At 32.5% G+C, this 24937-nt stretch carries 23 protein-coding genes and 1 riboswitch; of the genes, 12 read left to right on the top strand and 11 right to left on the bottom strand.

What is annotated here, in order from left to right; genetic code table 11:
- Positions 1 to 17: 17 nt before the first annotated feature.
- The 4 genes from rmuC to FNB79_RS16040 form a co-directional block, all read right to left on the bottom strand.
- The gene (gene rmuC, locus FNB79_RS16025; RefSeq protein WP_143382318.1) at positions 18 to 1409 is read right to left on the bottom strand and encodes a DNA recombination protein RmuC; all 1392 of its coding nucleotides are present in this window, start codon (positions 1407 to 1409) and stop codon (positions 18 to 20) included.
- Positions 1410 to 1483: 74 nt separating this feature from the next.
- Complete coding sequence (locus tag FNB79_RS16030) at positions 1484 to 2278, bottom strand: ABC transporter ATP-binding protein (protein ID WP_143382319.1); 795 nt, start codon at positions 2276 to 2278, stop codon at positions 1484 to 1486.
- 1 nt (position 2279) lies between these two features.
- Positions 2280 to 3308 carry a FecCD family ABC transporter permease gene (locus FNB79_RS16035; RefSeq protein ID WP_143382320.1) on the bottom strand — a complete coding sequence of 343 codons (1029 nt, stop codon included), beginning with the start codon at positions 3306 to 3308 and terminating at the stop codon, positions 2280 to 2282.
- Positions 3309 to 4463 carry an ABC transporter substrate-binding protein gene (locus FNB79_RS16040; protein ID WP_143382321.1) on the bottom strand — a complete coding sequence of 385 codons (1155 nt, stop codon included), beginning with the start codon at positions 4461 to 4463 and terminating at the stop codon, positions 3309 to 3311.
- Between the two features lie 310 nt (positions 4464 to 4773).
- Positions 4774 to 4986, top strand: a riboswitch (cobalamin riboswitch).
- A 30-nt stretch (positions 4987 to 5016) separates the two neighbouring features.
- On the opposite strand from FNB79_RS16040, the gene FNB79_RS16045 reads away from it, so the two are divergent.
- Both FNB79_RS16045 and FNB79_RS16050 read left to right on the top strand, forming a co-directional pair.
- Positions 5017 to 6849, top strand: coding sequence for a TonB-dependent receptor plug domain-containing protein (locus FNB79_RS16045; protein WP_143382322.1), 1833 nt, complete (start codon positions 5017 to 5019; stop codon positions 6847 to 6849).
- A 10-nt stretch (positions 6850 to 6859) separates the two neighbouring features.
- Positions 6860 to 7921 (top strand): hypothetical protein, encoded by a 1062-nt coding sequence (locus FNB79_RS16050; protein WP_143382323.1) that lies wholly within the window; start codon positions 6860 to 6862, stop codon positions 7919 to 7921.
- A gap of 72 nt (positions 7922 to 7993) precedes the next feature.
- On the opposite strand, the gene glyA is transcribed toward FNB79_RS16050, so the two are convergent.
- A complete protein-coding gene (glyA, locus tag FNB79_RS16055) occupies positions 7994 to 9268 on the bottom strand; it encodes a serine hydroxymethyltransferase (RefSeq protein ID WP_143382659.1) in 1275 nt (424 codons plus the stop codon).
- Positions 9269 to 9379: 111 nt separating this feature from the next.
- Here glyA and fahA point away from each other — a divergent pair, with 111 nt between their 5' ends.
- Positions 9380 to 10669, top strand: coding sequence for a fumarylacetoacetase (fahA, locus tag FNB79_RS16060; protein WP_143382324.1), 1290 nt, complete (start codon positions 9380 to 9382; stop codon positions 10667 to 10669).
- A gap of 72 nt (positions 10670 to 10741) precedes the next feature.
- On the opposite strand, the gene acs is transcribed toward fahA, so the two are convergent.
- Positions 10742 to 12679: an acetate--CoA ligase gene (gene acs, locus FNB79_RS16065; RefSeq protein ID WP_262711372.1), complete on the bottom strand. Its 1938-nt coding sequence runs from the start codon at positions 12677 to 12679 to the stop codon at positions 10742 to 10744.
- A 367-nt stretch (positions 12680 to 13046) separates the two neighbouring features.
- Here acs and FNB79_RS16070 point away from each other — a divergent pair, with 367 nt between their 5' ends.
- Together FNB79_RS16070 and FNB79_RS16075 are read left to right on the top strand one after the other, a co-directional pair.
- A complete protein-coding gene (locus FNB79_RS16070; RefSeq protein ID WP_143382326.1) occupies positions 13047 to 13523 on the top strand; it encodes an Hsp20/alpha crystallin family protein in 477 nt (158 codons plus the stop codon).
- Between the two features lie 74 nt (positions 13524 to 13597).
- A complete protein-coding gene (locus FNB79_RS16075) occupies positions 13598 to 14062 on the top strand; it encodes a hypothetical protein (protein ID WP_143382327.1) in 465 nt (154 codons plus the stop codon).
- Between the two features lie 65 nt (positions 14063 to 14127).
- Here the strand turns inward: FNB79_RS16075 and FNB79_RS16080 are convergent, their stop codons facing one another.
- Positions 14128 to 15495, bottom strand: a complete 1368-nt coding sequence (locus FNB79_RS16080; protein ID WP_143382328.1) for an alanine/glycine:cation symporter family protein — start codon at positions 15493 to 15495, stop codon at positions 14128 to 14130.
- Positions 15496 to 15692: 197 nt separating this feature from the next.
- On the opposite strand from FNB79_RS16080, the gene FNB79_RS16085 reads away from it, so the two are divergent.
- Entirely contained in the window at positions 15693 to 16814 is a 1122-nt protein-coding gene (locus FNB79_RS16085; RefSeq protein ID WP_143382329.1) for a heparan-alpha-glucosaminide N-acetyltransferase domain-containing protein, read from the top strand.
- On the opposite strand, the gene FNB79_RS16090 is transcribed toward FNB79_RS16085, so the two are convergent.
- The 4 genes from FNB79_RS16090 to FNB79_RS16100 form a co-directional block, all read right to left on the bottom strand.
- The gene (locus FNB79_RS16090) at positions 16800 to 17747 is read right to left on the bottom strand and encodes a phosphoribosylaminoimidazolesuccinocarboxamide synthase (protein ID WP_143382330.1); all 948 of its coding nucleotides are present in this window, start codon (positions 17745 to 17747) and stop codon (positions 16800 to 16802) included. The two genes, FNB79_RS16085 and FNB79_RS16090, sit on opposite strands and share 15 nt — an antisense overlap.
- 171 nt (positions 17748 to 17918) lie before the next feature.
- Positions 17919 to 18242, bottom strand: coding sequence for a c-type cytochrome (locus FNB79_RS16095; RefSeq protein WP_143382331.1), 324 nt, complete (start codon positions 18240 to 18242; stop codon positions 17919 to 17921).
- A 14-nt stretch (positions 18243 to 18256) separates the two neighbouring features.
- A complete protein-coding gene (locus tag FNB79_RS17305; RefSeq protein WP_185967796.1) occupies positions 18257 to 18430 on the bottom strand; it encodes a hypothetical protein in 174 nt (57 codons plus the stop codon).
- Positions 18431 to 18625: 195 nt separating this feature from the next.
- Complete coding sequence (locus tag FNB79_RS16100; RefSeq protein ID WP_143382332.1) at positions 18626 to 19579, bottom strand: PhoH family protein; 954 nt, start codon at positions 19577 to 19579, stop codon at positions 18626 to 18628.
- Between the two features lie 111 nt (positions 19580 to 19690).
- Between FNB79_RS16100 and FNB79_RS16105 the strand changes: the two genes are divergently transcribed.
- The 6 genes from FNB79_RS16105 to dnaN all read left to right on the top strand — a co-directional run bounded on the left by FNB79_RS16105 (position 19691) and on the right by dnaN (position 24922).
- Entirely contained in the window at positions 19691 to 20527 is an 837-nt protein-coding gene (locus FNB79_RS16105; protein ID WP_143382333.1) for an SAM hydrolase/SAM-dependent halogenase family protein, read from the top strand.
- 4 nt (positions 20528 to 20531) lie between these two features.
- Positions 20532 to 20828 (top strand): putative quinol monooxygenase, encoded by a 297-nt coding sequence (locus FNB79_RS16110; protein ID WP_143382334.1) that lies wholly within the window; start codon positions 20532 to 20534, stop codon positions 20826 to 20828.
- A gap of 34 nt (positions 20829 to 20862) precedes the next feature.
- Complete coding sequence (gene gldF, locus FNB79_RS16115) at positions 20863 to 21576, top strand: gliding motility-associated ABC transporter permease subunit GldF (RefSeq protein WP_143382335.1); 714 nt, start codon at positions 20863 to 20865, stop codon at positions 21574 to 21576.
- A 1-nt stretch (position 21577) separates the two neighbouring features.
- Complete coding sequence (locus tag FNB79_RS16120; RefSeq protein WP_143382336.1) at positions 21578 to 22066, top strand: hypothetical protein; 489 nt, start codon at positions 21578 to 21580, stop codon at positions 22064 to 22066.
- Positions 22059 to 23726, top strand: coding sequence for a gliding motility-associated ABC transporter substrate-binding protein GldG (gldG, locus tag FNB79_RS16125; RefSeq protein WP_143382337.1), 1668 nt, complete (start codon positions 22059 to 22061; stop codon positions 23724 to 23726). Before FNB79_RS16120 ends, gldG begins: the two co-directional genes overlap by 8 nt.
- Positions 23727 to 23803: 77 nt before the next feature.
- Positions 23804 to 24922 carry a DNA polymerase III subunit beta gene (gene dnaN / locus FNB79_RS16130; RefSeq protein ID WP_143382338.1) on the top strand — a complete coding sequence of 373 codons (1119 nt, stop codon included), beginning with the start codon at positions 23804 to 23806 and terminating at the stop codon, positions 24920 to 24922.
- Positions 24923 to 24937 lie beyond the last annotated feature (15 nt).

The raw sequence follows: 24937 nt of genomic DNA on the forward strand, positions 1-24937 counted from the left end.
TTTACATGCTGCTTTTTTTATTCATTTTCTTCTAACGCTCTATTTATTATAGGTTCTGGTAAAGATTTTTTAGCCTTTGCTCCCATTTTTTTTAATTTCTCTACACTAGTAACCAAATTACCGCGACCATCTATTAATTTATTCATGGCTGCTGCATAGTCTTTTTTAGCATCGTCTATTTTTTTACCAACGCCCGTTAAATCTTTAATTAATCCTTCAAACTTATCGTATAACGAACCTGCAAGTTTAGCTATTTCTAGTGCATTCCGTTGTTGTTTTTCATTATTCCACATACTATCTATAGTACGTAACGTTGCTAATAAGGTTGTAGGTGTAACAATAACGATGTTTTTTTCAAAAGCTTTATTATACAATGCATTATCTTCATTTAAAGCAATGGCAAATGCAGTTTCTATAGGTATAAACATCAAGACAAAATCTGGAGATTCTATATCGTAAAGATCCTGGTAATTCTTAGCCGAAAGTTGTTCTACATGTCGGCGAATAGAATTTACATGTGCTTTTAAAAAAGTAGCTTGATCCAAATCGTCTTGAGCATTCACATAACGTTCGTAATCGGTTAATGAAACTTTAGAATCGATAATCATCTTTTTACTATCTGGAAGATGTAAAACCACGTCTGGTAAAACTCGAGAACCATCGGCTCGTGTAAAATGTTGTTGCAAAAAGTATTCGCGATTTTTTTCTAACCCCGATTTTTCAAGTACACGTTCTAAAACCAATTCGCCCCAATTCCCTTGCATTTTACTATCCCCTTTTAAGGCACGCGTTAAGTTTGTTGTTTCCTTGGTCATTTGCAGGTTTAAATCTTTTAAACCTAGAAGCTGCTCTTTTAAAGCCGAATGCATACTAATACTTTCCTTTTGAGAATCGTCTACTTTTTTCTCAAAACCCTGAATTTTTTCATGTAACGGATGTAAAATGCTTTTGATATTCTCTTTATTTTGAAGCGTAAATTTTTCAGATTTTTCTTCTAAAATTTTATTAGCCAGTAATTCAAAATCTTTACGAAGCTGTTCTTGTTGTTTGACAACATCTTTTTCACGCTGTAAATTTTGTTGTCGAAGGTTTTCATATTCTGAATTTCTGCGTGTCAATTCGGTATTTAAAAATTCTTTTTCTCTACGGATATCTTCACGCTCACTTTCAAGTTTCAAAATGTTTTTCTGAAGAGCTTCTAACTGAAATTTAAAGGCCTCATCTTGTTTTGAACTCTGAGTAGCAGCAGCTTCTTTATAATCTGTAAATTGCTGAAGTAATTGCGAATAGCGTTCTTCTATTCGGCTATATTCACCTTTATTTTTTAGTTTTGAGATGGTAAAACCAATAAAACCTCCTATAAATGCTGAAATTGCTATAGATAGTAATAATATAATGCTGTCGTTCATGAATATAATTTGATTTCCTTCAAATATAATTGTTTTTATATGAAGGAAAAACGAGTACCTTTAAGAGTTATTTATCATTTATTCACCCGAAAACTTCCTGTAGACGCATCAAACTGAATTAAATCATCCGGAAATAACGTACTAAATACACCTTGTATAATTAAATTACATGGCGCATCTGAAACCACTTGATCTGGAGTCATCACAATCATATAATCACATAGTTGAATAGCCAAATCTATTTCGTGAGACGAGAACAATATGGTTTTCCCCGTTTCCTGAGCTAGTTTTTTAAGCAACTTTAAAGTATACGCTTTATGATACATATCAAGATGCGTTGTGGGCTCGTCTAAAATGATCAAGTCGGTATCTTGAGCTAGCGCACGTGCAATCATTACTTTTTGAAGCTGTCCATCACTTAATTCAAAACATTTTTTGTCTTTTAAGGTTTTAATATTAGTGAGTTCTAAAGCATGGTTTACTTTTTCTAAATCTATATCAGATAATGTACCTATCCAATTGGTATACGGCTGTCGTCCTAATGCAACCAGCTCAAATACCGATACATTTTTAGAGGTTAATTTTTCAGTAAAAACAATACTTAATACTTGTGCCAACTCTAAAGTATCATAAGTTGTTACTGCTTTATCATTTATAAAAACTTGTCCGCTTAAAGCGGGTTGCGTATTTGTAAGCGTACGTAACATGGTAGATTTCCCGATACCGTTACCTCCCACTAATCCGATTAATTCTCCTTTACCAAGAGAGATATTAATATGCTTAGAAAGGATATGCTCGCTTTGTTTAGACCGGTAACCAATCGTTAAATCTTCGGTTTTTAAAATGATTTGTGTGTCTTGTCCTTTCATTTTAAAACATTAAATTTCGTTTTCTAACCAATAACCAAATTACAATGGGAGCACCAACTAAAGAGGTAATCGCATTAATAGGTAACGTATAATCACTATTAGGAATTTGTGCAATAGTATCGCAAATAAGCATAATAACACTTCCAAACAGAATAACAGCTGGAAGTAAAATTTTATGGTTAGAGGTATTAAAAACTAAGCGTGTAAGATGCGGTATTGCTAAGCCTATAAACGCAATTGGACCTGCAAATGCCGTTATAGTTCCGGCTAACAAACTTGTTGCTACAATGATAAATAACCGGCTACGTTTTAAATTTAAACCTAAACTCTTTGCATAATTATCGCCTAATAACAAGGTGTTTAATGCCTTTACAGATGCTATACTCAAAATTAACCCGAGAGTATAAATACCAGAAAATACCAAAATTTCTTGCCAAGATAAATTACCTAAACTTCCAAACCCCCAAAATACGTAGCGCTGTAATTGTGCTGCCGAACTAAAATACGATAACACCCCAACAATTGCGCCTGTAATACTAGCAAACATGAGTCCGATAATTAAAATAGCCATTGTATCGCGTACTCGAGACGAGACTATTAATACCGATAATAATACTAAAAAACTACCTAAACTAGCCGCAATAACAACACTCCATTTTGAAGTTAGTAATACCGCAAAAGCACCACCAAAAAGTCCTGAACCTAAAATAACTAAAGCCACACCTAAACTTGCTCCAGAGCTTATACCTAAAACAAATGGACCAGCTAAAGGATTTCTAAACAAGGTTTGCATTAGTAAACCAGAAACACCTAACCCGGATCCCACTAATACCGCCGTAATTGCTTTTGGTAATCTATAATTCTGGATAATATAGCGCCAGGATTCGTTAGTAGAAGTTCCGAAAAAACTATTAAAAACGCCCTCTAAAGGAATAGATACAGAGCCTAAACTAATGTTAATTATAAAACAACACAGCAAGACTATAAAAAGTAATATAAAAGCCGTTTTATATGTATACTGATTGGTCAATTAATTTAATTTTTTAAAAAAGAACAAGTCGTAATCTTGTAGTAATTCTGGATGACAAATTTTAATAAGGTCTTTAAGTACTAAATCTGGTCGTGCTTGTCCCAATTCATAATATAATACGCCTCCAGTGGCGCCTTTAGTATTAGACATACTATAAATATTTTTATGTTTAAATGCATCAAACTTAGTATAATGTGCATTGGCAGATTCTAATTCTTTATAACTCCTATAAATAGACGGATTAATCCAAATTTTTGCTGCTTTAGCGGTATTGAAAACCGTTTCAAAATTTAGCGCTAAGCTTCCTGCGCCTTTAGTGTTTTTCCAAAGATAATTAGCGTTTGCATCTTTTAAAAGTTGCGCTTCAGAACTTGTACCGTTTGGCATATACCACACATCTTTATACATAGCACCGCTAAAAACACTTGGTTTTTCTTCAACTTGTTCGGCTAAAGTTTTAGCCTTTAAATATTCAGTTTCAATGGAATTATATACAGTCTCAGCTTGAGTTTCTTTATTAAAAAGTACACCAAAGAATTTTATCCATTCAGCTTTGGCTAATGGAGAATCTTCTACCCAATCTCCATTATAAATTACAGGGATATTTGCGTTTTTAATGGTTTCCATGGTGCTATTATTTCCATCGATTCCAAAAGCTATAACCACATCTGGACGTAACTCTAATACAACTTCGGTATTTACACCTTCATTCTTACCTAATTCTCGTACTTCATTATTATCTATTCGGGTTCTAATGTTTTCTGAAGATACATATTGTGTCCCTGGAAAGCCTACTAATTTTTGGTCTTCTTCTAATAATTCTAAACCTGGCAAATGAGTTGTAGATGTTACAACAATACGTTGAATTGGAATAGGAATAACGGCATCAAATTCGTCTGAGTTTAATGTAATATCTTCAAGTTTAGTTCTATCTACTAAAGCATATGTATAAGACTGATCTGCGTTTGGCCACGGACTAAATATTTCTAAAACCTTATAATTCTTAAATGTTTTAACAGCAAAGCCCTTAGCATGCTTTAAATTTAGCGCAACACCTTTTTCTTTTATTTCTTTAGTAGTTTTAGTCTCTTGTTTACAACTAAATGTACAAATAAATAGGACTAACAATAAAGACTTTAACTGAATAATTTTCATTTTACAGGCATTTAAAAAAGTAAAAATTAAGGATAAAAAACATTTATAAAAATCTGAAATTTAACCCCAAAAACAGTTCAAATGTAAGCATATAAAATACAGACAAAATGAAATAAATCATTTTTTTAATCAAATTAATTTTGCTTGATTAACCGAGTATCTAGTATATCATCATCGATATTATCGACAACAAAACTAATTTTCTTTAAAATAATTCCGGTATTTCACAAAAAATGTAGGCTTTAAAATCGAAAATAAGGATGGTGTAAATAAACTAGACTAAGCTTACTAAATATTAATAATATATCTTACTTTTGAATCGATTTTTGGTTCATATCATGTTATGTGATGGATTAAATGGGAATTGAGTGCAAATCTCAAACTGTTCCCGCAACTGTAATCTTAGTTTTGCTTTGCAAAATGCTTGTCATTATACTTCAATATACCACTGATTTTAGTTAAAAATTGGGAAGGTAAATAACAAGACGAAAGTCAGGAGACCTGCCAAATTCTGCTTATTAAATCGACTCTCGGGCAAAGAGTCTTAAGATGTATGAAAAAAAAACTAACTGTTTATATTTTATTTGTGTCATGTTTCCCAGGATTTCTGATTGGGCAAAACGACACTATTCAAAAACTAGACGAAATTTTTATTAGTGCAGATACACAGCTACATAAATTTTCGAATACGCAAACGGTACTGGTTTTAACCGATAGTGTCATCACAATAAATCAGCCCTCACTTACAGCTTTATTAAATTACAACACGCCTATTTATTTTAAAGAAAATGGTTTAGGTATGGTTTCATCGCCTTCATTTCGGGGCACCACAGCACAACAAACAGCAGTGGTTTGGAATGGTATAAATATTAACTCTCAGTTAAATGGACAAACAGATTTTAATACGATAAATACCTCTAATTTTAATGATGTAAGTGTACGTAGTGGTGGCGGAAGCGTTATTTATGGAAGCGGTGCTATTGGCGGAAGTATTCATTTAAATAATACTTTTAATTATACCGAAGGTTTTAAAAACACCATAAAAAGTAGTTATGGAAGTTTTAATACTTTTCAACTTAATTATAACGGAAACATAGCTGTTAAAAATTTAAGTGCAAATATTGGAATTAGCAGAAATAGCTCTGATAACGATTACGATTATGTAGATTCTGATAATTACAACCAAAACGGCGCCTTTTACAATACCAGCTTAAATGCCAATTTAAGTTACAGACTAAATACCAATAATGTATTAAAATTATATAGTTATGCTTTTGATGCTGAACGCCATTTGTCTTTAATACTTCCAAATGAAACGCCTACAAAATATCAGGATTTCAACACTCGGAATTTATTAGAATGGGATGGTTTTTATAACAAAATAACATCAAAATTAAAGGTAGCATACCTGACTGAAAAATATAAATACTTCTCAAACATAAATTCTGACACTTACAGTAACGGAAGTGTAAAATCTATAATAGCTAAATACGATTTTAGCTACACACCTACAGAAAACAGTACGATAAATGCTATTGTAGATGCGACACAAAATAAAGGTAAAGGCTCAAGTATTGACGAAGAAAAACGCAAGATTGCAAGTTTTAATCTGCTATATAAACAACAACTAAACCCTTGGTTTTTGTATGAATTAGGAATTCGTCAAGAAATTACTACTAATTATAATAGTCCGTTTTTATATAATTTAGGACTCCAATTTCAGGTGGCTAATCCCTACTCGATTACCATAAACGGGTCTAAAAACTTCAGAATTCCAACCTTTAACGATTTATATTGGGAAAACAGTGGTAATCCCGATTTAAAACCGGAAAGCTCATACCAGGCAGAATTAGGTAATCATCTCACATTAAAACATACTACACTTTCGGTTACAGCATATTATAACTCCATTACAGATATGATACGTTGGTTACCAAATGGTACGTATTGGCAGCCTGTTAACACAGACCATGTTGTGACGTATGGTTTAGAAGGGGTTTTACAGTATTCTAGAACCATAAATTTACATACGTTTAGTTTTAATAGTACCTATGCGTATACGATTTCAGAAAATCAAGATACCAAAAAACAACTTACATATGTGCCTTACCATAAAGCTACAGCAAGTTTAGGATATCATTTTAAAAATATATCGGCATTTTATCAATGGCTATTTGTTGGAAATGTGTTTACAACAACCGACAATGTTTCGCAATACGAATTAGACCATTATAACCTGTCAAATATTGGTTTAGATTACACATTAAATGACACTTTTACCTTAGGAGGAAAACTCAATAATATTTGGAATGTAAATTACCAAAACGTGTCTAGCCGATACATGCCAGGCAGAAATTACTCATTTTTTTTAAACATTAATATATAATTATTACACCATGAAACAGATAAACAAATTTTTTGCCATTGCTTTTGCAAGTGCTGCGCTTTTTAGTTCTTGTAGCAGCGATAATGATGATGATGCTATTAACATACCAGAAGGAAGCTATACCGAAGGGTATTTTGTATTAAACGAAGGTCAATTTGGTAATATAGGTACTTCAGGAGTTACATTTATTGGAGAAGACGGCACACTAACAAACGATATTTACACTACAGTAAACCCAACATCGCCAGAAATTGGAGATGCTTTACAACATGTGTTTTTTGATGACAATAATGCTTATATTATTTCTGGAGGAACAAATCAAATTACAGTTGTAGACCGTTATACTTTTGAATATATTACAACTATTGAAACAGATCTTACTGCACCTAGATATGGAGCTATAGCTAATGGTAAAGCCTATGTTACAAATTCTAATGGTTGGGACGATGGATCTGACGATTTTGTTACCGTTATAGATTTAGCAGATTATTCTACTTCAACTTTTTCTATGAAAGTTGCTGAACACGTTATTGAAGAAGATGGTATTCTTTATTTTGCTAACGGCTATTATGGAAGTGGACAAACTATTACTGTTTTAAACCCAAGCACAGGAGACACTGTTGAAATTGATTTAGGAGATGGAAATTCTCCAAATTCAATAGTTGAAGAAGACGATGCTATTTATGTATTAACGACCAATTTTGATGGCACGTCACATATTTTTGAAATTAGTGAATCTTCAAATACTATTACAGATTCTATAGAATTAAGTGCTTATGTTTCTAGCCCTAAGCAATTAAATATTGAAGACGACACCTTCTATTTTACTGATGCGACTACAGTATATGCGCTTGACTTAAACGGTACCACTCCAACCGAAGTATTAACGTATACATCCACTTCAGATTATGGTGCTATGTATGGTTTTGCAGTAGAAGACGATACTATTTATATTGCAGACGCTGGAGATTTTGCTTCTACAGGAACAACTTACGAATATACACTAACCGGTACGCTACTTAATACTTACAGTGTTGGTATAGCTCCTAACGGATTTTATTTTAATGATTAATTCCCAAATGTATCATTAACTAAAAAGGCTGCCAATTGGCAGCCTTTTATATTATATATTATTATGTATATATTAAGATACAAATAATGGTCTATCGGCCATAAGTGCATTTACTTTAGTGGCTACAGCAGCTAAAACAGTTTCGTCTTCTAGGTTTAAAATAACCTCATCAACTAAATCTACAATAGTTTGCATATCGCTTTCTTTTAAACCTCTAGTTGTAATTGCCGCAGCTCCAATACGAATTCCCGACGTTACAAATGGCGATTTATCATCAAAAGGCACCATATTTTTGTTTACAGTAATTTCTGCTTTAACTAAAGCTTCTTCAGCTTGTTTTCCAGATACATTTTTATTTCTTAAATCAATAAGCATCATATGGTTATCTGTTCCTCCAGAAATAATATTGTAATCCTTTGCTACAAACGCCTCAGCTAAAGCCGCAGCATTTTTCTTAACCTGTAACATATAAGTTAAGTAGTCGTCTGTAAGTGCTTCACCAAAAGCAATAGCTTTAGCAGCAATAATATGCTCTAAAGGTCCACCTTGGTTTCCTGGAAACACAGCCGAATCAAATAAAGAAGACATTTTTCTTTTGCTTCCGTTTTTAAGCGTAATTCCGAATGGGTTTTCAAAATCTTCGCCCATCATAATCATTCCACCTCTTGGTCCTCTTAATGTTTTATGTGTAGTAGTTGTAACTACATGACAATGCGGAATAGGATCGTTTAAAATACCTTTTGCAATTAAACCTGCAGGGTGAGAAATATCTGCCATTAAAATAGCACCAACACTATCTGCAATAACACGAAAACGCTTAAAATCAATATCACGAGAATATGCAGAAGCACCAGCAATAATTAATTTAGGTTGTTCTTTAGTAGCGATTTCTTGAATTTTATCATAGTTTAAAATCCCTGTCTCTTGGTCTACACCATAAAATGTTGGATTGTATAATTTTCCAGAAAAATTTACAGGAGACCCATGTGTTAGGTGCCCTCCATGTGATAAATCGAAACCTAAAATCTTATCACCAGGATTTAAACATGCTGCAAATACAGCAGTATTAGCCTGACTTCCTGAATGCGGCTGTACATTTACGTAAGCAGCACCAAAAAGGGCTTTTGCACGATCAATCGCGATTTGTTCCACTTCATCAACAACCTCACAACCACCATAGTAGCGTTTTCCTGGGTAACCTTCGGCATATTTATTAGTTAAAACAGAACCTGCAGCTTCCATTACTTGGTCGCTTACAAAGTTTTCTGAAGCAATTAACTCTAAACCATGTAATTGGCGTTGTTTCTCTGCTTCTATTAATTCAAAAATTTGTTCGTCGCGTTGCATCATTATATTTATCGTTAAAAATTCATCAAAAATAACAAATAGATTAGTTAAATACATCAAAAAACATATATTTGAATAGAATTTATTAAACAAACAATTAACAATTATACTATGCAAATATCAGCCAACAATCCAGATCGTAAGACATGGCTGCATGTCGACAAAAATTCGGATTTCCCTATTCAGAATATTCCTTTCGGTGTTTTTCTTACCCGAGACGATATTATTACGATAGGAACTCGAATTGGAGATACCGCGATCGACCTTGGGGCTTTACACCAATTGGGTTATTTTAATGACATTCCTTTAACCGATGATATTTTTCTTCAAGACACACTAAATGACTTTATTGCTGACGGAAGAAAAACTTGGCGTGCTGTTCGAAACAAAATTGCTGATATTTTTGATGCTGAAAACGACACTCTTAAAAATAATAAACAACATAAAGAAATTGTATTATTTCGTTTAGATGAAATAGAAATGCAATTGCCTGTTCAAATTGGCGATTTCACTGATTTTTATTCGAGTAAACAACATGCGACTAACCTTGGGACAATGTTTAGAGATGAAGATCATGCACTTTTACCTAATTGGTTACATATTCCAGTGGGATATCACGGTAGAAGTTCATCTATCATTCCTTCTGGCATCCCAATTCACAGACCACAAGGACAAACGTTACCAATAGATGCCAAAGAGCCTACATTTGGCCCTTCAAAATTTGTAGATTTTGAATTAGAAATGGGATTTATTACCACAGATGCTAATGATTTAGGTGAACCTATTCCAGTAAATGAAGCTGAAGAATACATTTTTGGACTAGTGCTATTTAACGACTGGAGTGCCCGAGATATACAGAGTTGGGAATATGCACCTTTAGGTCCGTTTTTATCTAAAAACTTTGCGTCTTCTATGTCGCCTTGGATTGTAACTTTAGATGCTTTAGAGCCTTATAGAGTACAAGGACCAAAACCTGTTAAAGAGCAAATGCCATACTTACAAACTAAAGGAAAAAAGAGTTTTGATATTAATTTAGAAGTTGCTATACAACCCAAAAAGGCTCAAGAAACAGTAGTTTGTCGTACCAATTTTAAGTATATGTATTGGAACATGTCTCAGCAATTAGCGCACCATACCATTAACGGTTGTCCTGTTAATTCTGGCGATTTAATGGGAAGTGGTACCATTTCTGGACCAACTCCAGATTCTTTAGGATCTATGCTAGAAATTACTTGGAAAGGTACTAAACCTATCACTTTAAAAGATGGTACAGAACGCCAATTTATTAATGATTACGATACTGTGGTGATGCGAGGTCACTGTGAAAACGATGGTATTAGAATTGGATTTGGAGAAGTTAAAACCGAATTACTTCCCGTATTTATTCCGAAGAAAAAATAATTCTTAAATAAAATAGGAATAAAAAAATCCCGATGAAGTATCGGGATTTTTTTATGAATATCTATTTCGTTTTTATAAACTTTCATCTATAATAACTTGTACACATTCTGGATTTAATAATGTACTTGTATCTCCTAAATTACTTAAGTCTTTACTAGCAATTTTTCTTAAGATACGACGCATAATTTTACCCGATCGGGTTTTTGGTAAGCCTTCCGTAAATTGTATTTTATCTAATTTAGCAATTGCTCCTACACGATCTTTAATTAATTGGTTAATTTCATTTCTTAAATTATTCTGATCTCTAGATTCTCCAGTCTCTTTTAACATTACATAACCATAAAGCGCATTGCCTTTTACATCATGTGGGAAACCTACAATTGCAGATTCTGCAACTGCTGGATGTTCATTAATTGCATCTTCAATTGGTGCAGTTCCTAAATTATGTCCAGATACAATAATTACATCATCTACACGACCTGTAATTCTGTAATATCCAACCTCATCTCTTAATGCCCCATCTCCTGTAAAATACATTCCATTAAATGCCGAAAAATACGTATCCTTATACCGTTGATGATCTCCCCATATGGTTCGTGCTATTGATGGCCAAGGAAATTTTATACACAAACGCCCATCTACCTGATTGCCTTTTAACTCTTGGCCCTCCTCATCTAACAAGGCAGGTTGTATCCCCGGGAATGGTAAAGTTGCGTATGTAGGCTTTGTTGGTGTAACATAAGGTATTGGAGTAATCATGATCCCTCCTGTTTCTGTTTGCCACCACGTGTCTACTATAGGGCTTTTATGTTTACCTATATTATCGTTATACCAGTGCCAAGCTTCTTCGTTGATGGGCTCACCTACAGATCCTAAAACTTTTAACGAAGATAAATCACAATTTTCTACAAAAGAAATATTTTGTTTTCCTAAAGCTCTAATTGCTGTTGGTGCTGTGTAAAACTGATTCACTTTATGCTTTTCTACAATCTGCCAAAAACGTCCGAAATCAGGATATTGCGGCACGCCTTCAAACATCACTGTTGTTGCCCCATTCGCTAATGGGCCATAAACAATATAACTATGCCCAGTAATCCATCCTATATCGGCTGTACACCAATATACATCCCCATCTTTGTACTGAAATACATTCTTAAAAGTATAGGCGGTATAAACCATGTATCCGCCAGTAGTATGAACCATACCTTTAGGTTTTCCGGTAGATCCTGAAGTATATAAGATAAATAACGGATCTTCTGCATTCATAATTTCTGGTTCACATATGGTAGAAGCCTTATCAAGTAAAGGTTGCAACCACACATCGCGACCTGATTTCATGGTTATTTCAGAATCTATTCTATTTACTACTAATACATGTTCTACAGTGGTACATAATTCTAAACTTTCATCTACTATCCCTTTTAAATCTATAGTTTTTGAACCTCTGTAAGATCCATCTGAAGTAATTACCATTTTACATGAACTGTCATTAATTCGGGATGCTAAAGCTTTAGACGAAAAACCTGCAAATACGACAGAATGAATTGCACCTATTCTAGCACATGCTAATAATGCTATGGCCAATTCGGGAATCATGGGTAAATAAATACACACGCGATCTCCTTTTTTAATTCCTTTATCTTTTAATACGTTTGCCATTTGGCACACACGATCATGTAATTGCTGATAGGTTATATGTTCGGCTTCATCTTCAGGGCTGTTAGGCTCAAATATTATAGCGGTTTGGTTCCCTTTAGTTCTTAAATGTCTATCTATACAATTTTCAGTAATATTTAATTGTGCACCCTCAAACCATTTTATTTCAGGTTTTTCAAAATCCCAATTTAAAACCGTATTCCATCGTTTTCTCCACATAAAATGTTCTTCGGCAACTTCTGCCCAAAAATTTTCTGGTTCTCTAACAGATTTCCGATAAACTTGATAATATTCTTCTAAATGTTTTATGTGATAATTACTCATTGTGCATTTTGGTTTATAAGTTAATTTGATGTTTTCAATATGTTCTTCTAAATTATAAAAATTTAACTCAAAATGTAAGTTTTTTCTACCGATAACATAAATTTAACTACATATTATTAAAATATCCACACAAACACAATTACAATAGTATAACAATCGCATTTTAAGCGCGCATTTTCCCAATGGATTTAAGCTTTTTTCACATGGATTTGAAGTGTAAAATTGTCATTTTAAAAAGGGTAATAAAAGACAATTTTTCATAAAAATGACAATTTTACATCTCCTAATTATCTTATAATAGATTGCTTTAATTTTGGTATCTAATTTGCTAATAAACTATTAGAAGTCTGAGTAGATTTCAAGATTTGAAATAATGTTTAATTTAAAATTTTGTATTATGAGCAATTTAGTTAGTGTTCCTAAAAACGGAAGTTTAACAAGAAACAATTCAAATGAAAACTTCCCTACATTATCGACTTGGTTAGACGATATATTTAACAGAGATCTTCCATCTGTATTTACTTCTAATTTTAATACAGGAATGACTTTACCAAAAGTAAATATTAAAGAAACTGCAGATGCGTTTATTGTTGAAATGGCTGTTCCAGGTCTTAAAAAATCTGATTTTAATATAGATCTAGACAATCAAATGTTATCTATATCGACTAAAACCGAGGAAAACAAAGAGCATAAAGAAGAAAATTATACACGTAGAGAATTTGGTTACGCTTCTTTTAAAAGATCCTTTAGTTTACCAGAAAGTGTTGATGCCGATAAGATTAAAGCAAAATATACCGATGGTATTTTAAATATACTTTTACCTAAACGTGAAGAGGCTAAACAAAAGCCTGCAAGAACAATAGAAATCTCTTAATGCTATTATTTTAATACGTTATTAATGTTGAGGCTGAAAAAATTTCAGCCTCATTTTATTAAATCTATAGAATTATGAAAAAACATTTTTTAATCGCATGGATTGCTTTATTAAGCATAAGTTGTAATGCCCAAGATCAGACTCCAAAGGCCACAACTGAAAATTCGCCTAAAGGCACTTGGAAAGTAGATAAGGAATTTGATGAACAAGGTAATCTTATAAAATATGACAGTATTTATTCTTGGTCGTCACATAACAGTCATACAAATTTAACCGCGAAAGATGCAGATAGTATTATGCAAGCTTTTAAATCTAAATTCTTTGCTAACCACTCCGGTATTAGTCCCGAATATTTAGACAATATGTTTGCACAAGATTCCATATTCAATTTTTCATTTTTTAAAGACGATTTATTTGCTGATCCGTTTAAAGATGACTTCGTAAATATGGAAGAACTTCGAAAACAAATGATTGCTAGACACCAAAGTTTTTTACAACAACAACAGCCTGCACTTATTAAACCTGAAGCAGATGAATAGTTGCAAAATTAAGCTTCCATTAAAATCATTATATTTAGGAGTAACATCACTTGAACATATTGAGATTATTTAAGTGTAGCAACATAAAGTTTTACGCGTTTTAAAACACGAGGTGCTAAAAGTAATGTTGCCAACATCGTTGGAATAGCCATTAATGCAAAAAAGCCATCTATAAGGTTAATCATCATATTTAAAGACGTTGTTGCTCCTAAAATTATACTTGCAATGTATGCATAGTTATAATAATGTTTTTTATCTGCTCCAAACAAAAAAGACATGCATTTAGAACCGTAATACGAATATGAAAATAGAGATGAAATACTAAATACAAAAATACAAAGAAGTAACAAATAGTTTCCAATACCAGGAATGGCATGGTTAAACGCTGAAGCTGTTAAACTCACTCCATTAGCATCTGAGGTTTGCCAAACTCCTGTAACTAATATAGCCAATGCGGTTAGAGTACAAACCAACAAAGTATCTATTGCAGGTCCTAGCATAGCGACTAAACCCTCACGAATAGGTTCTGCCGTTTTAGCTGCCCCATGAGCCATTGGTGCAGTTCCAATACCTGCCTCGTTTGAAAATGCAGCGCGTCTAATTCCTAATAAAATCAATCCGCCTAAAGCTCCACCTAAGAAATTATCGCCTTTAAAATTCTGAGCTGTAAAAGCATTAGAGAAAATTAATCCAATATATTTTGGCACATCTTGAATATGAATAACTAATATAATTAACACCAAAACAAAATACAATCCTACCATTGCAGGAACTAATTTAGATGCAGTTTTACTTATGCGATCTATACCTCCTAGAATAACAACACTTGTTATAGAGACTAATATTAATCCGATTATTAAACTGGAAGTAAAACCAACTTCTATTTGATTTGGAGCTAGCAAAATATCGTTTATGGCCTGAGTTAATTGATTAACATTAAAAATAGGTAATGCCCCAACTAAACCACATACACTAAACATAACCGCTAATGGTTTCCATTTTTTTCCTAGACCTTCCATAATAAAATACATAGGTCCACCTTGTATTTGGCCGGCACTATCTTTACCACGATACATTACAGCCAAAGAAGATGTAAAAAACTTAGTTGCCATACCTATAATAGCACTAATCCACATCCAGAATACGGCTCCTGGTCCTCCTATTGCAATCGCTACAGCCACGCCTGCTATATTCCCCATACCAACAGTAGCAGATAATGCTGTAGTAAGCGCTTGAAAATGCGAAATTTCACCAGGATCATTAGGGTCGTCGTATTTACCTCTCAAGACTTGTATGGCATGATCAATAAAACGGAAAGGCAAAAATTTTGAAAATGCAAGCAGATATAATCCGCCACCTGTAAGTAATATTAATAAGGGTAAGCCCCAAACAAAAGAAGCAAATTCTGAGAATAATTTATCTAAAAAGACCATGAAACAATAAGAATATTTCGCTAAATATAATTCATTTTAACATTAAAACTTTAACATTATTTTTAAAAAAGCGTACATTATAGGGTGATTTTGAAATAATTTGACATCAATTTTTAAATTTTAAAGAATATAAAATTTAGATAATTTTAAGAATTAAATTTATTGTACTTTTACACCCATTTTTATTATAAGTTACATTGAAAGACAACCGGTTATATTTTCTAGACGCTGTAAGGGCTTTTGCTATATTAATGATGCTACAAGGGCATTTTATTGATGGACTATTAGCGGCTGAGTACAAATCGTCTTCGCACACGATTTTTAACATTTGGGCCGACTTAAGAGGTAATACGGCTCCAACATTTTTTACAATCACCGGATTGGTTGTTATGTTTTTACTAAAAAAGGCAGAAACTAAGCATACAGAACGTTTCAGGGTTAAGAAAAATATGAAGCGTGGCATTTCCTTAATAGCTATAGGATATGCTTTAAGAATCCCCATTTTTCATTGGTTATCTGGACATTTTAATAGTTATTTTTTAGTAATAGATGTCTTACAAATCATAGGTCTATCTTTATTGTTATTAAATGGCTTATACCTTTTATTAAAAACAAAACCTAAAGTATTACCTTTAGTTTTAATTGCTATAGGTACACTTATATTTGTTACAGAACCCTTATATCGCAATCTTACATTACCACATGTTCCAGATATTTTTGTTAATTACTTAACTAAAGAAAATGGTTCTGTATTTAACATTTTTCCTTGGTTTGGCTATGTAGCTTTTGGAGGTGCCGTTGGAATCTTTTTTGAAAAATTTCAAATCAAAGAAAACTTTAAAACCGTTACCATTTATAGTTTATTAGTTGGCGGACTTTTTTTATGTTATTTAAGTTCAATGACGCTAGAGCTGCTCTACATACTAACAGATATTAATTTGTTTTACGATGCAGCAAACTATAATTATTTATTTTCCAGATTAGGGTCTGTTGCCATTACATTTGGTATTTTTTACGCTTGTGAAGCGTATTTAAAACATCCTTTAATTTCTAAACTAGGTAATAATACATTATCTATTTATGTGGTACACTTTATAATTCTTTATGGCAGTTTTACAGGCATAGGTCTTTATAATTATTTACACCAAACATTAGACCCCTTTTCAGCGTTTTTTGGAGCTTTGATCTTTATGGTTATTATATGCAGTATGGTATTACAAGAAGACAAAATAAAAGCCTTTTTAAGTACTAAGACTAAAAAGGCTCTGGGCTTTATTAAATTAAATACAGTAACTCGAATAAGATTACATAGACGCTAAATAATTTTCTACGTTTGTTTTAATGCGTTCCTGTATATTTGTTACATCTGCTTTTACAAATGGCTCACCCATAATATTTTCGTATAATTCAATATAACGTTCGCTAACCGTTTCTATATACTCATCGCTCATGTGTGGTAAAGTTTGTCCTTCTAATCCTTGAAAACCATTAGTAATTAACCATTGACGCACAAATTCTTTAGATAATTGCTTTTGAGGCTCTCCTTTTTCCTGACGTGTTTCATAACCATCTGCATAAAAATAACGTGAAGAATCGGGGGTGTGTATTTCATCTATTAAAACAATTTTTCCCTCTTTAGTTTTACCAAATTCATATTTTGTATCTACTAAAATTAAACCACGTTCTGCTGCGATTTCTGTACCTCGTTTAAACAGTTTACGTGTATAATCTTCTAACACTAAATAATCTGCTTCAGAGACAATCCCTTTTTTTATAATATCTTCTCTAGAAATATCTTCGTCATGATCGCCCATTTCTGCTTTGGTTGCAGGTGTAATAATAGGTTCTGGAAATTTATCATTCTCGTTCATCCCTTCTGGCATAGCCACACCACATAACATACGTTTTCCAGCTTTATATTCGCGAGCAGCATGTCCAGACATATAACCACGAATTACCATTTCTACTTTAAAAGGCTCGCATAAATGTCCTACAGCTACATTAGGATCTGGTGTTGCAATCAACCAATTTGGAACCAAATCTTCGGTTTGAGCCATAAATTTTGTTGCAATCTGATTTAGAATCTGACCTTTATAAGGAATTCCTTTAGGCATCACCACATCAAAAGCACTTAATCTATCGGTAGCTATCATAACCAATAAATCGTTGTTAATATTATAAACTGCTCTTACTTTTCCTTTATACAAACTCTTCTGTCCTGGAAAATTGAAATTAGTATCTGTAATTGTCATGGGTTAAAAATGGCATCTATACTTCCTTTAAGAAGCTTTAATTATTAATAAAATTGAAAACTTTTAAAGTCGTAAAAGTAAACATTATTATATAAATTAGTTTGACCATAGACTTTAAATTTAAGTGGTATTTATCTATTTATAACTGATATGTTATTTATAACTGATATGTTATTTATGTACAGCACCATCTTTTTGTTTTACTTGTTGCATATCATTTTTACGCATAAATTCTAAAATAGCACGTGCTTCTGCTAGTGTAAGATCTTGACTTGGCATGCGTGTTAAACAATCTTCTAATTGCAGGATTGCTTCTTCGTCATGTGCTAGCATTTCATCTGTATTAATAATCATATTTAAGATCCACTCTGGTCGTCTATTATTTGTTATGCCAGCCCAACCAGGACCAACAAGCCGTTGATCTGTTAATTTATGACAATTTATACAATTTGATGTAAAAATAAGTTTTCCTTGATTTGCAAGATTTGGAGAAATAGAATCTGTTAGATCTACATTTTTACATGTCCCACTCCTTTAGATTCTGTGTATTTACCTCGTTCTAAATACAAATCTGGATGAATAAATTCTACAGCTGTTTTCTTTTTAAATCCATCTAAACAACTTGTAAATAAAAGCAAGGCTATTACTCCTGAGATTAGGGACGAAACACATTTGGCCTTCATAGAATCAATTTTACAGTACTAGAGAAGATATATTTTTCTTAATTAGTCATGACTGTAAAGATAGACTTTTAAAATTTCACATCTTAAATCCAATATCGTAAACCTAGAAATATAGCACGTAGACTTAGAGTCTTTTTAATTGATACTTAAGGCACCTAACATATGGTGTACAACTAAAAAAAGGGAGACTTACGCCTACCCTCTATTTTCAATACTTTTATATGCTTCAATTACTTTTTTAACTAATTGATGGCGAATTACATCTTTTTCATCGAGATAAACCATACCAACTCCTTCTACATTTTTAAGCACTAACAACGCTTCTTTTAACCCCGAAGTGGTTCGTCTTGGCAAATCTACTTGTCCAGGATCACCAGTAAGCAAAAATTTAGCATTTTTTCCCATTCGTGTTAAAAACATCTTCATTTGTGCATGTGTTGTATTTTGCCCTTCATCTAAAATAACAAATGCATTATCTAATGTACGTCCGCGCATAAAGGCTAACGGTGCAATTTGTATGGTACCGTTTTCAATATACATGTTTAATTTTTCTGGAGCAATCATATCGCGTAATGCATCGTAAAGAGGTTGCATATAGGGATCTAACTTTTCTTTTAAATCTCCCGGAAGAAAGCCTAAATTTTCTCCTGCTTCTACTGCTGGACGTGTTAAAATTATACGCTTTACTTCTTTGTTTTTTAAAGCTTGTACCGCTAAGGCTACACCTGTATACGTTTTTCCTGTTCCTGCAGGACCAATGGCAAATACCATATCGTTTTTACGCATACTTTCTACCAACCTGCGTTGATTTGCTGTTTGAGCCTTAATTAACTTACCGCTGGCACCATGTACTATAACTTCTCCACTTTGTTTAGACGTTTTATAATCGTCGCTACTCTGACTTGTAAGAACGCGCTCAATAGTATTTTCATCTAACTTATTGTATTTTGCAAAATGATTGAGCAACATAGTTAACCTGCGATCAAATTCCTCTAAAAGTTCTTCGTCTCCAAAAGCTTTGATTTTATTCCCACGGGCAACAATTTTCAACTTAGGAAAATATTTTTTTAAGAGTTCTATATTTACGTTTTGTGCTCCAAAAAATTCTTTTGGAGTGATCTCTTCTAGTTCAATAATTATTTCGTTCAAAAGCTAGGCGATTTAATTAAATTTATCAGTTAAGTTTTATTAGTTTTGTGCTTCTAACAAACTTAAACAATTTTACTTCAGATATGTGAAAAACATATCAACAATTCACGTATGGCAATAATAACTTTAACTACTGATTTTGGGGAAAAAGATCACTTTGCTGGGGCGATTAAAGGGGCTATCTATAGTGAATTATCTGATGTGAGAATTGTTGATATCTCGCATTCTATATCCCCATTTAGCATCTCTGAAGCGGCATATATCATCCAAAATGCATATACAAGTTTCCCAAAAGGGAGTATTCACATTATAGGAATTGATGCTGAATTAAATCCTGAAAACAAACATATAGCAGTGCTTTTAGATGGGCATTATTTTATCTGTGCCAACAATGGTATTATGAGTATGATTTGTACAGAAATTAATCCTGAACGTATTGTACAAATTAACATACACGAAAATATTGTAAGTAGTTTTCCTGTTTTAGATGTATTTGTAAAAGTGGCCTGCCATATTGCTCGCGGCGGAACTTTGGATGTGGTTGGAAAACGCATAGAAGATATTAAACCTATTCAGAATTTAAGACCTTATGTAAATGACGACCAAACACAAATTATTGGTAGCATTATTTATGTAGATAATTATGGGAATGTTATTACTAATATAAAACGTAAGTTTTTTGAAAACACTCAAAAAGGTCGTGCCTATAAAATTCATGCTAGAAATCATAGATTTACTACTATTTACAATAAATACAGTGAGGTAGTAGATTTTACTAAACCTCCAGCAGAACGTCAGTCTGAGGGTAAAGGTTTAGTCGTTTTTAATTCTTCTAATTATTTAGAAATTGCCATGTATAAAAGTAATACCTCTACCGTTGGTGGAGCCTCTACTTTAATGGGATTAAAATTAATGGATACAATAACTGTAGATTTTTTAAAAGATTAAATTCATGTTTGTACGCATTGTTAAGCTAAGCTTTAAACCCACGAAAGTAGATGATTTTATAACTATTTTTGAGACAAACAAAACGTATATTCGTAATTTTGAAGGTTGTATGTTTTTAGAATTATATCGCGATAAAACGCACTCAAATATTTTCTTTACTTACAGTTATTGGAGCGATGAAGCTGCTTTAAACACATATCGCCATTCAAATTTATTTACATCGGTATGGACTGAGACAAAACAATTATTTAACAATAAACCTGAAGCGTGGAGCGTTGACAAATTGGTTAGTTTACCTTAATACATTAACGCAAAACCTATAATCACATACAAATATGTTTGCCATATTAAAAAAAGAGATAAATTCATTTTTCGCATCGCCTATTGGTTACCTGGTAATTTCATTATTTCTATTACTAAACGGATTATTTTTATGGTTTTTTAAAGGCGACTTTAATATTATAGATAATGGCTTTGCCGACTTATCAAGTTTTTTTCTATTAGCACCCTGGATATTAATTTTTCTTATTCCGGCAGTTACTATGCGTAGTTTTGCAGACGAAAAAAAACAAGGTACATTAGAGTTACTACTCACTAAACCAATCTCTAAATTACAAATTGTTTTAGGGAAATATTTTGGCGCTTTTATACTTATACTTATTGCATTGTTACCAACATTATTATATGTATTTACAGTGTATAAATTAGGTGCTCCGGAAGGTAATTTAGATATGGGCAGTACGGTAGGCTCGTATTTTGGATTGCTATTTTTGGTAGCCTCTTATACTGCAATTGGCATTTTTGGATCGTCTTTATCAGACAATCAAATAGTTACTTTTATTATTTCGGTTTTTTTATGTTTCTTTTTTTACATTGGTTTTGAAGGTATAGCAGACGCATTATCGAATAATTTTATTGATAGATTAGGTATGAGTTTTCATTTTAAAAGCATGAGTCGCGGTGTATTAGATACTAGAGACATTATTTACTTTTTAAGCACAGCAGCTTTATTTATAGCTTTAACTCGTTTTAATATAACTAAAAAATAGTATGATTTTTACAGTTCCATTTGCACTAATACTACTCGTGCTGTTTATAGTGCTTTTTATATTTTCAAGAACTATAGATAAACGCATATGGGTCGCGTTACTTATTAGTATAGTCTTAACTCCTATAATATACTTTTATGTTTTATACCCATTAATTAATATTTTTAGCGATTATCACCATGAAAAATATTTTGAAGCTAGTGCGTGGAAAAAGTCGCCTGCATTTCGTTATGAAATGGCAAATAACTTAGAGAACACAAACCTTTTAATAGGAAAAAATAAAACAGAAGTTGCAACACTTTTAGGAGATCCAGAATGGTTTAGTTGGAACGATGCTATTAAGGCAAACGATTCTAATTTCTGGAATTATAATTTAGGAATTAAGCCAGGCGCATTTAATAAAACTCAAGAATGCATAAAAATTACTTTTGTTAATAATATTGCAGAGAGTTTAGAACACTACCAATTAGAACTAGAATTTGATGAGTAAAAATCTTAAACATATAATATTAATAATCGGTGGTATTTTAGCTTTAAATTTAGCAGGAAACACCGTATATAAGCGCTTTGATTTAACACAAGACCAACGTTACACGTTAAGCTCGGCCACACAACAGATTGTAGCCGATGTAAATTCGCCAGTAATTATAGATGTCTTTTTAGAAGGCGAAGGTTTTCCTTCAGAATTTAGACGTCTTCAAACCGAAACCAAACAACTTTTAGAAGAATTTTACGCTCAAAACAGCAATATAAAATTCAATTTTATTAATCCGTTAGAACAAGAAGCTAATCGAGATCAAGTTATACAACAGTTAAATAATCGCGGCCTGACACCTATGCAACTTACCGTCCAGGAAAATGGCAAAAGTAGTCAAGAGATTATTTTTCCCTGGGCCTTAGCAAGTTATAATGATGTTACAGTTAAAATTCCTCTAGTTAAAAATAAATTGGGTGCATCTCAGCAAGAATTAGTAACAAATTCTGTTCAACATTTAGAATATGCATTTGCAGATGGTCTTGGTAAATTGGTACATGGAAAAAGCAAAAAAATTGCCATACTAAAAGGAAACGGAGAGTTAGAAGATCAATATTTAGCCGATTTTTTAACCACAATAAAAGACTACTATTTTCTAGCACCTTTTACTTTAGATAGTGTAGCTAGCCAACCAGAAAATACTTTAAAAAAATTACAAGCTTACGATTTAATTATTGCCGCTAAACCAACTGAAGCTTTTTCAGAAAAAGAAAAATTAGTTTTAGACCAATACACCATGAATGGCGGAAAAAGCTTATGGCTTATAGATGCTGTAGCTATGGAAAAAGATAGTTTGTATAATGAGGAGGGACGGTCTATTGCTTTAGCAAGAGACCTTAATTTAACCGATATGTTTTTTAAATACGGCGTACGTATAAATCCGTATTTGGTTGCCACACCTTATTCTGCTCCTATTACGTTAGCTATAGGCGAAGGAAGTGATTCTCAATTTCAAAATGTACGTTGGCCCTATTCACCATTAGTAAACACAACCAATACACACCCGATTGTTAACAATGTTAATATATTAAAATTCGATTTTGCCAATCCTATAGACACCCTTAAAAATAGTCTAGAAAAAACAATTTTATTAGAAAGTGCAAAGCTTACAAAATTAGAAGGCACACCTAGAGAAATTAGTTTAGACATTGTAACTCAAGAACCTAATCCAAAAGAATTTAATAAAGGCAGTCAGCCTTTGGCGGTGTTGCTTGAAGGTGAATTTACATCGGCTTATAAAAACAGGATTAAACCATTTAAATTAGCATCTAATAAAGATTTAAGTGCCACAACTAAAATGATTGTGATTGCAGACGGAGACCTTATAAAAAACGATGTGATAAAAAATGTACCGCAAGAATTAGGGTTTGATCGTTGGACAGGGCAATTATTTGGAAATAAGGAATTCTTATTAAATTCGGTTAATTATCTCTTAGACGATAATGGACTTATAAACATTCGATCTAAAGAAATTAAAGTGGCTTTTTTAAATCATGAAAAAATTGCAGCATCTAAACTAAGCTGGCAACTACTTAACACCCTAGTTCCTATACTCTTATTAACTCTTTTTGGTTTAACATTTAATTATTTAAGAAAAAATAAATATACATCTTAAATGTTAATAAGTTTGTTTCTTATTTATCTCTATTAAAGATATATTTGTAATTATTAAAATAATCTTATTAGATACAGATGAAATTTATAGTATCAAGTACCTATTTATTAAAGCAATTACAAGTTTTAGGAGGCGTAATTAATAGTTCTAACACGCTACCTATTTTAGATAATTTTCTTTTTGAATTAAGCAGCTCTAAACTTACTGTGTCTGCTAGCGATTTAGAAACAACAATGTCTGCTACTTTAGAAGTAGAAAGTGATAGTGAAGGTAGTGTTGCCATTCCTGCACGTTTACTTTTAGATACTTTAAAAACATTCCCAGAACAGCCGTTAACATTTATAATTGAAGACAATAATACGATTGAAATCAGTTCTAATCACGGTAAATATGCACTTGCATATGCTAACGGAAATGAATTTCCTAAAGCTGTAACTTTAGATAAACCAAGTACTACTACTATTATTGGAGATATTTTAGCAACTGCAATTAGTAAAACTATTTTTGCTGCAGGAAACGACGATTTACGCCCTGTTATGAGTGGAGTATTTTTTCAGTTCTCTACAGAAAGTTTAACATTTGTAGCTACAGACGCACACAAACTTGTAAAATACACAAGAGAAGATGTTGCGGCTTCTGAAGTCGCTGAGTTTATTATGCCAAAAAAACCTTTAAATTTATTAAAAGGAATTTTAGCGGGTAGTGAAGATGAAGTAATTGTTGATTACAACGATTCAAATGCCAAATTTACATTTGATAATGTAGAATTAATTTGCCGTTTAATTGATGGAAAATATCCAAACTACGATGCGGTAATCCCAAAAGAAAACCCTAATAAATTAACTATTGCTAGAAATCAGTTTTTAAGCTCTGTAAAACGTGTTAGTATTTTCTCTAACAAAACAACACACCAAATAAGATTAAAAATTGCTGGAGCAGAATTAAACATTTCTGCAGAAGATATAGATTACAGCAATAAAGCAGAAGAACGTTTAACATGCGATTACCAAGGCGACGATATGCAAATTGGTTTTAACTCACGCTTCTTAACAGAAATGCTAAACAATTTAAATTCAGACGATGTACAACTTGAAATGAGTTTACCTAATCGTGCTGGTATTTTAACTCCAATAGATGGCTTAGACGAAGGCGAGCAAGTAACTATGCTTGTAATGCCGGTAATGCTTAACAGCTAAACATTACAAAACATA

The organism is Formosa sediminum, from assembly GCF_007197735.1.
Taxonomy (GTDB): domain Bacteria; phylum Bacteroidota; class Bacteroidia; order Flavobacteriales; family Flavobacteriaceae; genus Formosa; species Formosa sediminum.

Coding starts and splice junctions, on each gene's coding strand:
- FNB79_RS16105 (WP_143382333.1), top strand. CDS start 19,691: ATGGCAATAATAACTTTAACTACTGATTTTGGGGAAAAAGATCACTTT.
- dnaN (WP_143382338.1), top strand. CDS start 23,804: ATGAAATTTATAGTATCAAGTACCTATTTATTAAAGCAATTACAAGTT.
- FNB79_RS16090 (WP_143382330.1), bottom strand. CDS start 17,747: ATGACAATTACAGATACTAATTTCAATTTTCCAGGACAGAAGAGTTTG.
- FNB79_RS16030 (WP_143382319.1), bottom strand. CDS start 2,278: ATGAAAGGACAAGACACACAAATCATTTTAAAAACCGAAGATTTAACG.
- fahA (WP_143382324.1), top strand. CDS start 9,380: ATGCAAATATCAGCCAACAATCCAGATCGTAAGACATGGCTGCATGTC.
- FNB79_RS16075 (WP_143382327.1), top strand. CDS start 13,598: ATGAAAAAACATTTTTTAATCGCATGGATTGCTTTATTAAGCATAAGT.
- FNB79_RS16080 (WP_143382328.1), bottom strand. CDS start 15,495: ATGGTCTTTTTAGATAAATTATTCTCAGAATTTGCTTCTTTTGTTTGG.
- FNB79_RS16040 (WP_143382321.1), bottom strand. CDS start 4,463: ATGAAAATTATTCAGTTAAAGTCTTTATTGTTAGTCCTATTTATTTGT.
- FNB79_RS17305 (WP_185967796.1), bottom strand. CDS start 18,430: ATGAAGGCCAAATGTGTTTCGTCCCTAATCTCAGGAGTAATAGCCTTG.
- gldG (WP_143382337.1), top strand. CDS start 22,059: ATGAGTAAAAATCTTAAACATATAATATTAATAATCGGTGGTATTTTA.
- rmuC (WP_143382318.1), bottom strand. CDS start 1,409: ATGAACGACAGCATTATATTATTACTATCTATAGCAATTTCAGCATTT.
- FNB79_RS16045 (WP_143382322.1), top strand. CDS start 5,017: ATGAAAAAAAAACTAACTGTTTATATTTTATTTGTGTCATGTTTCCCA.
- FNB79_RS16050 (WP_143382323.1), top strand. CDS start 6,860: ATGAAACAGATAAACAAATTTTTTGCCATTGCTTTTGCAAGTGCTGCG.
- FNB79_RS16110 (WP_143382334.1), top strand. CDS start 20,532: ATGTTTGTACGCATTGTTAAGCTAAGCTTTAAACCCACGAAAGTAGAT.
- gldF (WP_143382335.1), top strand. CDS start 20,863: ATGTTTGCCATATTAAAAAAAGAGATAAATTCATTTTTCGCATCGCCT.
- glyA (WP_143382659.1), bottom strand. CDS start 9,268: ATGCAACGCGACGAACAAATTTTTGAATTAATAGAAGCAGAGAAACAA.
- FNB79_RS16120 (WP_143382336.1), top strand. CDS start 21,578: ATGATTTTTACAGTTCCATTTGCACTAATACTACTCGTGCTGTTTATA.
- FNB79_RS16070 (WP_143382326.1), top strand. CDS start 13,047: ATGAGCAATTTAGTTAGTGTTCCTAAAAACGGAAGTTTAACAAGAAAC.